This window comes from Streptomyces sp. NPDC060027, from assembly GCF_042737005.1.
GTDB lineage: Bacteria > Actinomycetota > Actinomycetes > Streptomycetales > Streptomycetaceae > Streptomyces.
The window spans coordinates 1-9,882 of record NZ_JBHWVI010000281.1 but is presented as its reverse complement, the minus strand read 5'-3'; the positions used below and the strand labels follow the sequence as shown (position 1 = coordinate 9,882).

Below are 9,882 nucleotides of genomic sequence, written 5' to 3'. Positions count from 1 at the left end.
TACAACAACGTCCCCCGTGCACCCCGATAACTTATACATTCCGGAGAGACCCGGAACGCCCGGAGCGCCCGGCACACGCGGGACACCCGGAACGCCCAGGGAGACCGGGGTGGCCGAGGAGGCCGGGGAGGCCGGGGTGCCCGAGGAGGCCGGAGTGCCCGGGGAGACCGGGGAGACCCGGAACGCCCGAGACACCCGGGAGACCGAGGAGGCCGGGAGGCCCGAGGAGGCCGAGGTGCCCGAGGAGGCCGAGGTGCCCGAGGAGGCCGAGGTGCCCGAGGAGGCCGAGGTGCCCAGGGTGTCCGAGGAGCCCAGGGTGTCCGAGGAGCCCAGGTGCCCGGGACGGGCGGGGCCGGCTTGGGCGGAGGGGGTGGGGCTGCGCGGGCTCAGCAGGGCAGGCCCGGTCTCCCGCACCGCACAGTGGCCCCCGGCCAAGGCCGGGAGTCCCGAGAGCCCTGGCACGGGCCAGGGTTCCCGCGGTCTACCGGGCCCGCTCCACGCGGCGCTCGTCCCACACCGGCTCCTGTGTCTCCCGGACGCGGCCGTCCGAGCCGAAGACCAGGTAGCGGTCGAAGGAACGGGCGAACCAGCGGTCGTGGGTGACCGACAGGACCGTCCCCTGGTACGCCTCGAGGCCTTCCTGAAGAGCCTCGGCGGACTCCAGGTCGAGGTTGTCGGTCGGCTCGTCGAGCAGCAGGGCCGTCGAGCCCTCCAGCTCCAGGAGCAGGATCTGGAAACGCGCCTGCTGGCCGCCCGACAGCTTCTCGAAGCGCTGCTCGGCCTGGGCGGTCAGCTCGTAGCGGCGCAGCCTGGACATGGCGGCTCCGCGGTCCTGCGAGTGCTCGGTCCACAGGATGTCGAGGAGCGTGCGGCCCTCCAGCTCCGGGTGGGCGTGCGTCTGCGCGAAGTGCCCGGCCACCACGCGGGCGCCGAGCTTCCACTCGCCGGTGTGCGCGACGTCGCCGCCCGCGAGCAGCCGCAGGAAGTGCGACTTTCCGGAGCCGTTCGAGCCGAGGACGGCGACGCGCTCGCCGTAGTAGATCTCCAGGTCGAACGGTTTCATCAGGCCGGTGAGCTCAAGCCCCTTGCAGGTCACCGCCCTCACCCCGGTCCGCCCGCCGTGCAGCCGCATCCTGATGTCCTGCTCGCGCGGCGGCTCCGGAGGCGGTCCCGCCTCCTCGAACTTCCGCAGCCGGGTCTGCGCCGCCGCGTAGCGGGACGCCAACTCGTGGCTGATGGAGGCCGCCTGACGGAGGTTCAGTACCAGCTTCTTGAGCTGGGCGTGCTTCTCGTCCCAGCGCCTGCGCAGTTCCTCGAAGCGCGCGAACCGCTCCTGCCGGGCCTCGTGATACGTCGCGAAACCCCCGCCGTGCACCCAGGCGTCCGCGCCGGTCGGGCTGGGCTCGACGCTGATGATCTTCTGGGCGGCGCGGGCGAGCAGCTCACGGTCGTGGGAGACGAACAGCACGGTCTTGCGGGTCTCCTTGAGCCGCTCCTCCAGCCAGCGCTTGCCGGGTACGTCGAGATAGTTGTCCGGCTCGTCGAGCAACAGCACCTCGTCGGTGCCGCGCAGCAGTGCCTCAAGGACCAGGCGCTTCTGCTCGCCCCCGGACAGGGTCCGGACCAGCCGCCACTGCGCCTTCTCGTAGGGAACGCCGAGGGCGGCCGTCGTGCAGATGTCCCAGAGGGTCTCGGACTCGTACCCGCGGACCTCGGCCCAGTCGGACAGCGCCTGCGCGTAGCGGAGCTGCGCCGCCTCGTCGTCCACGGTCATCATCGCGTGCTCGGCGGTGTCCACGGCCTTCGCCGCCTCGCGGATCCGGGGCGGGGCCACGGAGACGAGCAGCTCCCGCACGGTCGTCTCGTCGCGCACGGACCCCACGAACTGCCGCATCACGCCGAGGCCGCCGCCCACGTTGACGGTCCCCCCGTGGGGCTTGAGCTCCCCGGAGATCAGCCGCAGCAGCGTGGTCTTCCCGGCGCCGTTGGGCCCCACCAGGGCCACGACGGCCCCTTCCCCCACCCGAAACGACACATCGCCGAGCAGCGCCCTCCCGTCGGGAAGGTAGTACTCAAGGTGTGCGGCTTCGAGATGTCCCATGGGCAGGCATTCTCCGGGGAGCGGCGGTGCGGGGCAAACGCGTATCCGCCCAGGGGCCCGGCACGGGGGCGAGCAACCGGCGGATCCGGGGTAGACGGACCCGCATGACCCCGACCCCAGACGTCGACCTCACCGCCCTCGTACCGGGCCGCCATGCCCTTCGGGACCGCCTCCTGGCAGTGGACTGCCGGGTCTTCGAGGCGGTCGCGGCGCGGCACTGGCCGGGCGGCGACCCGGTGCTGCCACGGCTGAGCCGCAGCGCGAACCACGGTGTCCTGTGGTTCGCCACCGCCGCCGCCGTCGCGGCGAGCCGCACACCGCGGGCCCGCCGGGCCGCCGCCCGGGGCGTCGCCTCGCTCGCCCTCGCCTCCGCCACCATCAACACGATCGGCAAGCGCTCGGTACGCCGCACCCGCCCCGGACTGGACCCGGTGCCCGCCGTCCGGCAGCTGAAGAGGCAGCCGATCACCACGTCGTTCCCGTCGGGGCACGCCGCCTCCGCCGCCGCCTTGGCGACGGGTGTGGCACTGGAGTCCCGCGGCTGGGGCGCGGCCGTCGCACCGCTCGCGGCGGCGGTCGCACTGTCCCGCGTCTACACCGGCGTCCACTTTCCGAGCGACGTCCTGGCCGGTGCGGCCCTCGGCGTCGGCGCCGCCTACGCCGTGCGGGCACTGGTGCCCACCCGGGACCAGGTGACTCCGGCCGGTCGGCCGCGCGTGGACGCGCCCGCGCTGCCCGAGGGCGAGGGCCTGGTCATCGTGGCCAACACGGGCTCGGGCAGCGCGGAGCGGGTCGGCGCGCTGGCCGCCGCGCTGCCCCGCGCGGAGGTGGTGGAGTGCGAACCCTCCGCCATACGGGAGGAGCTGGAGAAGGCGGCGAGCCGTGCCCTGGTGCTGGGCGTGTGCGGCGGCGACGGCACGGTGAACACCGCGGCCGAGGTCGCTCTGCGCCACGGCGTCCCCCTCGCCGTCCTGCCGGGCGGCACCCTCAACCACTTCGCCCACGACCTCGGGGTCGAGGGCGAACGCGATCTGGTCCGCGCGCTCCAGGAGGGCGAGGCGGTCCAGGTGGACGTGGGCCGGTTCGCGTCCGGCGACCAGGAGGGCATCTTCCTCAACACCTGCAGCCTGGGCATCTACCCGGAGCTGGTGCGCGAGCGGGAGAACTGGTCCAAGGTGATCGGCAGCTGGCCCGCCGGTGTGCTCGGCGCCCTGCGCGTGCTGCGCGCCGAGCATCACCCGCTGCGGGCCGAACTCGGCGGCCGCACACACCCGTTGTGGCTGCTGTTCGCCGGCAACGGCACCTACCACCGGATGGGCCTGGCGCCCGCCCGCCGCTTCGACCTCGCGGACGGACGGCTGGACGTACGGGTCGTGCACGGCGGCCGCCATCCCGCGATGCGTCTGCTGGCCGCGGCTTTCGCCGGGCCGCTGACGCGCTCTCCCGCCCACGCGGCCGTGCGGGTGGGGCAGTTGCACATCGACAGTGTCGCGCCGGGCACGCTTCTCGCCTACGACGGTGAAGTCACCGAGGTCAGCGGTGAGGTGACGCTGCGCAAGAGTCCCGAGGCGCTGACCGTCTACCGCCCGCTTCCCGCGCACTGAGGCCGGTCCCGCGCACGCACGCCGTTCGCCGCGCGCATTCGGGCGACGATCCGGCTCCGTGAGCCGGATCGGTATGCCTCGGCTCGAGCACATGCCTCGGCTCGCGCAACACCCCGTCCGAGACCGTCCACATGGCAAGATACAGATCTCATTATTCGACATGCCCGCGTACGGTGATGCCATCGCCTCGCGCAGTCGGCAGACGCCCGAGCGAGGCCCCGTAGGACGAGAAGGGGAACGGTCATGTCGAAGCCGCAGGAGACCGCCGTCTACACGCACGGCCACCACGAGTCGGTGCTGCGCTCGCACACCTGGCGCACCGCAGCCAACTCGGCGGCCTACCTGCTCGACTCGCTGAAGCCGCACATGAAGATCCTCGACATCGGCTGCGGCCCGGGCACCATCACCGCCGACCTGGCGGAACGGGTGCCGGACGGGCATGTCACCGGCGTCGACCACGCGCCCGGCATCCTGGACCAGGCCCGCCGGGTGGCGGCCGAACGCGGCCTGCGCAACGTCGACTTCGCGGTCGCCGACGTCCACGCGCTGGAGTATCCGGACGACGCGTTCTGCGTGGTCCACGCCCACCAGGTGCTCCAGCACGTGGGCGATCCGGTGCGGGCGCTGCGCGAGATGCGCCGGGTCACCAAGCCGGGCGGCTTCATCGCGGTCCGCGAGTCGGACTACTCGGCCATGACCTGGTACCCGGCGGTACCGGGCATGGCCGACTGGCTGGACCTCTACCTGCGGGTCGCCCGCGCCAACGGGGGCGAGCCCGACGCGGGCCGGCGTCTCAAATCGTGGGCGCTGGCCGCCGGCATCCGGGACATCGCGGCCACGTCGAGCACCTGGACGTTCGCCACCGAGAGCGAGCGGGAGTGGTGGAGCGGCCTGTGGGCGGACCGCACGATGGCCTCGGCCTACGCGGAGCGCGCCACCGAAGGGGGGCACGCGACCACGGAGCAGCTGCGGGCGGTGTCGGACGCCTGGCGGCAGTGGGGGCGACAGGAGGACGCCTGGTTCTCCGTGCTGCACGGAGAGATTCTCTGCCGAAAGGAAGCCTGATCGGCACAATCCCTGACGGCCCGAGATCCAGGAAGGGCTCTGGATCTCGGGCCGCGGTGCGTACGGCTCGGGCGGCGAGGGATACGTCAGGGCACGTTCAGGGAGGGGGGCGGTCAGGGCACGTTCAGGGAGGGGGGCGGTCAGGGCACGTTCAGGGGGACGGTCAGGGCGCATTCCTCGCGAAGCCCGTAAGGCCCGTGAAACCCGTAAGGCCCGTGGAACCCGTGAAGGAGTACGCCGCCCACGGTCCCGTGAGCACCACACGCACCCCCGGTTCCTCCCGCACGCTTCCGTTCACCCGCTCCACGAATTCCTCCGATTGCGCGCGCGGCACCAGATAGGCGGCATCGAGCACATTGGTGTCCGCCGCCTGAGGAGAAGCCGGATTCTGCGGGGTGCGCACCAGGGATTCCTCGGCACACCGGGAAAGGGTGCCGTGCAATCGGTGCGTGAATGCATCCGCGCGTTCCCGCGTTCCACCGGAGGGCCCGGCGGTTTCGGCGTACACCTTCACGCCCCATTCCACCCGCCCGTCGAGCCGGTCGAGGGTCCGCAGGAACTCCTCCTCGCGTTCCTCCATCATCACGCGTACGCCGCTGTCGTCCCGGAGCACGGTGGCGAGCCTGAGCGGCAGCGGGCTGGAGACGGCGGTGAGCGCGTCGACGACGCCCTGGTGGGCGCGGGCCGTCGCCTCCAGCCACTCCACGTCCTCCAGCCGACGACGCAGCGACTCCGCGGCGAATTCCTCCTCCGGGACCGAGCCGACCACGGCGATCAGGTCGCCGTGGCGCAGCAGCTTGGGCGGGACGCCCGCGACCCCGGTCAGTTCGGCCGTCAGCGCCGCCGGGAAGGGGCGGCAGATCGCGTAGACGTAGCGCAGAGTGGTCATGAGGTCTCCTCCCGCGGGTCCACGCGGCTCCGGCCCCACGAGCCGGTCACGCAACTCCCGTTCCTGCTGGGCGAGTCGGGCATGTCGAGCACCCCATGTCGAGCACCCGTCGAAGCGGCGCGGCCGCCGCCCGCCCGTCCACCCGGGGGGGCGGCGAGCGGCCCCCACCGCCGTCGGAGGGACGCGAGGGCGGCCCCCGCCACCGTCGGCGAGGTGCGACGACCGGCCCGGACCGTCGGGACCGTCGGCGGCAAGGGGCGTGAACGCCGTCCCGCACCCCGGTGGGCGGGATGCCAGAGCCGGCCCGCACCCCGGTGGGCGGGATGCGAGAGCCTGGCCCGCACCGTCCGCTCACTGACCATGGTGCCCTCCGGTCTCCGGTCAGCGCACCACGGCCGTCTCCACCAGCAGCCGCGCCGCCGCCGCGATCGACTCGGCGTCGATGCCCGCGGCGTGCAGCTGCTCGGCCGGGCTCGCGGAGCCCGGCATCGTACGGACGGCGAGGCGCACCAGGCGGGGCACGGGGCGGCCGTCCGTGAAGGCGTCGAGCACCGCGTCCCCGAGACCGCCCTCCTCCCGGTGGTCCTCGATAGTGACCAGGCAGCCGGTCTCCTCGGCGGCCTCGCGCAGGGTCGCGCGGTCCACCGGCTTCACGGAGTAGAGGTCGATCACGCGGGCCTGGATGCCCTCGCGGTCGAGTGCCTCGGCGGCGGCCAGCGCCTCATGGACGGTGACGCCTGCGGCGACGAGCGTCAGCCGGTCCGCGCCGGAGGCGCGCAGCACCTTGCTGCCGCCGACCGGGAACTCCTCGGTGGCGCTGTAGATGACGGGGCTGTCACCGCGCGAGGTGCGCAGATAGCGGATGCCCTCCAGGTCCGCCATCGTGGCGACGAGCTTCGCGGTCTGGTGGGCGTCGCACGGGTACAGCACGGTCGAGCCGTACACGGCCCGGAACATCGCCAGATCCTCCAGGCCCATCTGCGAGGGCCCGTCCTGGCCGATGGAGACACCCGCGTGCGAGCCGACGAGGTTGATGCCGGAGCCGCTGATGGAGGCCATCCGGACGAAGTCGTGGGCACGGGTGAGGAAGGCCGCGAACGTCGAGGCGTACGGTACCCAGCCCCGCGCGGCCATGCCGACGGCGGCGGCGACCAGTTGCTGCTCGGCGATGTAGCACTCGAAGAAGCGGTCGGGGTGCTTCTTGGCGAAGAACTCGGCGCGCGTCGAGTCGCTGACCTCACCGTCCAGGACGACGATGTCGCCGCGGGCGTCGCCGAGCGCGGCGAGGGCCTGCCCATAGGCGTCCCGGGTGGCGATCTCGTCGCCGGTCTCGTACCGCGGCAGGTCGAGGTGTCCGGACCGCACGGCGTGCGACACCCGTGCGGCGGGGGGCTGGTGGACCTCCACATGGTGGTCGCGTACACCGCCGAGCTCGGCGATCGCCTGAGCGGCGTCGGGCAGCGGTTTGCCGTGCAGCCCCTCGCGGTCCTGGACCGATGCCACGCCCTTGCCCTTCAGGGTGCGGGCGAGGATCGCGGTGGGTTGTCCGCCGGTGGACTCCGCCTCGGTGAACGCGCGGTCGATCGCTTCCACGTCGTGGCCGTCGATCTCGACGGTGTGCCAGCCGAAGGCCCGGAACCGGCGGGCGTACGCGTCCAGGTCGTGCCCGTGCCGGGTCGGCCCGCGCTGTCCCAGGCGATTGACGTCGACGATGACGGCGAGGTTGTCGAGGTGCTCGTACCCGGCGTGCTCGGCGGCCTCCCACACGGAGCCCTCGGCGAGTTCGCTGTCACCGCACAGCACCCAGATCCGGTATCCGGTGCGGTCGAGCCGCTTGCCCGCCAGCGCGACGCCGACACCGACGGGCAGTCCCTGGCCGAGCGATCCGGTGGCGGTCTCGACCCAGGGCAGCCGCCGGGGCGTCGGATGCCCTTCGAGCCGGCTGCCCGCCTTGCGGAAGCTGAGCAGCTCGGCCTCGCTCACGGCGCCGGCCGCCTTGTACGCGGAGTAGAGCAGGGGCGAGGCGTGCCCCTTGGAGAGGATGAGGCGGTCGTTGCCGGGGTGCTGGGGGCGTTCGAAGTCGTAGCGCAGATGCTTGGCCAGCAGGACGGCCATCAGGTCGGCGGCGGACATCGACGACGTCGGATGTCCGGAGCCGGCGGCGTCGGCGGCCCGCACGCTGTCGACGCGCAGTTGCTGGGCCAGATCGATGAGTTGGCGGGTGTTCATGATGTTCCTTCCGAACGGCTCACGGCTCCTGGACTCGGACGTCCACGGTCCGCGCCCGATGCGTGCCCGGTGTCTCCTGCGGCTCCGGCGTCCCCCGCGTCCGAGGCGCCGGGAACCGCGGATGCTTCAGGTGCTCCAGGCACTTCAGGTGCTCCAGGCACTCCGTGCGCAGCGGGTGTCCCGGGCACTCCGCGCGCCCCGGGCACCCCGGCTGTCTCGGGCACCCCGGGTGTCTCAGGTGTCTCAGGTGTCTCAGGTGTCTCAGGTGTCTCAGGTGTCTCGGGCGCCCGGGGCGCTCCGGGCGCTCCGGGCGCTCCGGGCGCTCCGGCCACCCTCGCCAACTCGGGCGAGGCGGTGTCGAGCGGCACCGACCACGAGCGGACCAGGCCCAACTGCACGGCCTGGCGCGGCAGTACGGCGTCCAGAAGCCAGTCGGCCGCGACACGGACACGGTTGGCGGGCATGGCTGCCAGGTGGTAGCCGCGGGTGACGGCTGCAGCCGCCGGCCCCGCCAGGGGGATGCCCAGCGGATTCGCGGCGGCCTTGACTCCCCCGAGATCGACGGTGAAGCCCAGGTCACGGTGGCGGTAGGCGCGCCGCTCGCCGATGCCGAGGGAGGCGGCGACGTTGCGGCCGGCGATCCTCCCCTGGCGCCAGGCATGCTGCGCCGTCATCGGCGTGTACTGGCCGGGCTTCTCCAGATCGGGCACCGCCGCCGCGTCCCCGCAGGCGAACACCTCCGCATGGCTCGGTACCTGGAGATGCGGATCGACGAGGAGCCGCCCCTTCTCGAGGGGCCGCCCGAGTCCCTCGACCAGCGGATCGGGCCGCACTCCGACGCACCACACCAGCGTCCGGGTCTCGACGAACTCCCCGTCGCTGAGCCGCACTCCATCGGGGGTGGCTTCTTCGACCGACGTCCCGGTGCGTACTTCGACACCGCGCTGCCGCAGTACGCGGTCGGCGGTGCGCGAGAGTCGTTCGTCCAGCTCGGGCAGCACGCGCGGGGCGACGTCGAGCAGCATCCAGCGCGGTGGCGCTCCCTCCCTCAGCGACTGCTTGCGCACCAGCGCGTCGGTGAACAACTTTCCCTGGGCGGCGACTTCGGTCCCGGTGTACCCGGCTCCGACGACCACGAAGGTGCGGCGCGCGGCGCGGCTCTTCGGATCGTCCGACGCGGCGCCCAGCTCGATCTGCCGGGTCACGTGGTCCCGCAGATACAGCGCTTCGGGCAGCCCTCGGAAACCGTGCGCGTGCTCGGCGACGCCGGGTACGGGCAGCAGTTTGTTCACGCTGCCGACGGCGAGGACGAGACGGTCGTACGTCAGTGTGCCGCTGTCGCCCTCCGGGCCGGAGTAGCGCACGGTGCGCGCGTCGAGATCGATCCCCTCGGGCTGCGCCTCCCCGAGCACGAGGCGTACGTGAGGCAGTGTGCCGGAGAGCGAGACGGTGACACGGCGTGGCTCCAGGACACCGACGGCGACCTGGGGCAGCAGCGGCACATACAGGAAGTAGTCGGTCGGGTTCAGCAGAGTGACGTCGGCCTTGTGCCGGACCAGCCGCGACAGGACGCGGGCCGTCCGGTACCCGGCGAAGCCGGCGCCGACGATCAGAATGCGGGGTCGACTCACGGTGCTCCTCTGGCGGTGTCGCTCGTACGGACTTTCCGCGTCCCCCTGACCGAGAGGCCCAAACACGGGCACCCTCGGCGTTTCACAACATCAACGGGCTCCGGCGCGTGACACGGCTCGGCGCCCACGCCTCGGGCCATGGGGCTGTCGACCCGCGTACAGCGCGGCAGCGCCCGAGGCCGGCGTACAGGGCGGCGGTCCGGCGCTGTTTGCGTGTCCGCTCGCGCAGCAGGGAAGCCGGCTCACGAAGTCTCTGATGGTCAGTCATAAGGTTGACACAGCGCCGTGTTTGTCAGGCAACAGTGGTGGTGGCACTCTCATGGCTCCCCCCAAAAAGAGGAGCGTGCCTCCGCCGGGGCCCTG

At 72.6% G+C, this 9,882-nt stretch carries 6 protein-coding genes; 2 read left to right on the top strand and 4 right to left on the bottom strand.

What is annotated here, in order from left to right:
- Nucleotides 1–481: 481 nt before the first annotated feature.
- On the bottom strand, nucleotides 482–2,101 hold the full coding sequence (locus tag ACFWBT_RS38655; protein ID WP_385708216.1) for an ABC-F family ATP-binding cassette domain-containing protein: 1,620 nt from the start codon (nucleotides 2,099–2,101) through the stop codon (nucleotides 482–484).
- 104 nt (nucleotides 2,102–2,205) lie between these two features.
- Here ACFWBT_RS38655 and ACFWBT_RS38650 point away from each other — a divergent pair, with 104 nt between their 5' ends.
- Both ACFWBT_RS38650 and ACFWBT_RS38645 read left to right on the top strand, forming a co-directional pair.
- Nucleotides 2,206–3,705 (top strand): bifunctional phosphatase PAP2/diacylglycerol kinase family protein, encoded by a 1,500-nt coding sequence (locus ACFWBT_RS38650; protein WP_385708213.1) that lies wholly within the window; start codon nucleotides 2,206–2,208, stop codon nucleotides 3,703–3,705.
- Nucleotides 3,706–3,948: 243 nt separating this feature from the next.
- On the top strand, nucleotides 3,949–4,770 hold the full coding sequence (locus tag ACFWBT_RS38645; RefSeq protein ID WP_385708211.1) for a class I SAM-dependent methyltransferase: 822 nt from the start codon (nucleotides 3,949–3,951) through the stop codon (nucleotides 4,768–4,770).
- A gap of 163 nt (nucleotides 4,771–4,933) precedes the next feature.
- On the opposite strand, the gene ACFWBT_RS38640 is transcribed toward ACFWBT_RS38645, so the two are convergent.
- The 3 genes from ACFWBT_RS38640 to ACFWBT_RS38630 form a co-directional block, all read right to left on the bottom strand.
- Nucleotides 4,934–5,659, bottom strand: coding sequence for a GvpL/GvpF family gas vesicle protein (locus ACFWBT_RS38640; RefSeq protein ID WP_385708208.1), 726 nt, complete (start codon nucleotides 5,657–5,659; stop codon nucleotides 4,934–4,936).
- Between the two features lie 381 nt (nucleotides 5,660–6,040).
- On the bottom strand, nucleotides 6,041–7,888 hold the full coding sequence (locus ACFWBT_RS38635) for a transketolase (RefSeq protein ID WP_385708205.1): 1,848 nt from the start codon (nucleotides 7,886–7,888) through the stop codon (nucleotides 6,041–6,043).
- The gene (locus ACFWBT_RS38630) at nucleotides 7,885–9,519 is read right to left on the bottom strand and encodes an NAD(P)/FAD-dependent oxidoreductase (protein ID WP_385708202.1); all 1,635 of its coding nucleotides are present in this window, start codon (nucleotides 9,517–9,519) and stop codon (nucleotides 7,885–7,887) included. The genes ACFWBT_RS38635 and ACFWBT_RS38630 overlap by 4 nt, the downstream gene beginning before the upstream one ends.
- Nucleotides 9,520–9,882 lie beyond the last annotated feature (363 nt).

What these genes read in the sequence shown, in the direction of transcription:
- ACFWBT_RS38655 (WP_385708216.1), bottom strand. Translation starts at nt 2,101, where the DNA reads ATGGGACATCTCGAAGCCGCACACCTTGAGTACTACCTTCCCGACGGG.
- ACFWBT_RS38650 (WP_385708213.1), top strand. Translation starts at nt 2,206, where the DNA reads ATGACCCCGACCCCAGACGTCGACCTCACCGCCCTCGTACCGGGCCGC.
- ACFWBT_RS38645 (WP_385708211.1), top strand. Translation starts at nt 3,949, where the DNA reads ATGTCGAAGCCGCAGGAGACCGCCGTCTACACGCACGGCCACCACGAG.
- ACFWBT_RS38640 (WP_385708208.1), bottom strand. Translation starts at nt 5,659, where the DNA reads ATGACCACTCTGCGCTACGTCTACGCGATCTGCCGCCCCTTCCCGGCG.
- ACFWBT_RS38635 (WP_385708205.1), bottom strand. Translation starts at nt 7,888, where the DNA reads ATGAACACCCGCCAACTCATCGATCTGGCCCAGCAACTGCGCGTCGAC.